This is a genomic window from Mycobacterium ostraviense (genome assembly GCF_002705925.1).
GTDB lineage: Bacteria > Actinomycetota > Actinomycetes > Mycobacteriales > Mycobacteriaceae > Mycobacterium > Mycobacterium ostraviense.
This window is the reverse complement of sequence record NZ_NKRE01000082.1, coordinates 1-277: the sequence shown is the minus strand read 5'-3', so window position 1 is coordinate 277 and position 277 is coordinate 1. Positions and strand designations below refer to the sequence as shown.

General features: G+C 67.5%; 1 protein-coding gene. It reads left to right on the top strand.

Features of this window, described 5'->3' with window-relative positions; all coding sequences use genetic code 11:
- Positions 1-277: MFS transporter (locus tag CDN38_RS28000; RefSeq protein WP_142361402.1), on the top strand; the 277-nt coding region annotated here is incomplete at both ends.

Sequence of the window (277 nt, the reverse complement as noted above, 5' to 3'; positions counted from 1 at the left end):
GGTTCATTCGCTGCTGTGGATCGGTGTCTTCCTGTTTCTCGGCGGCATGGCCGCCGGTGGTTGCAACAGCGCCGGCGGGCGGCTGGTCTCGGGTTGGTTCCCGCCCCAGCAACGCGGTCTGGCCATGGGAATCCGCCAGACCGCACAACCTTTGGGCATCGCCTCCGGCGCGTTGGTGATACCCGAACTGGCCGAACGCGGGGTGCACGCAGGGCTGATGTTTCCCGCCGTCGTGTGCACGTTGGCCGCGGTGGCCAGCGTGCTCGGTATCGTCGAC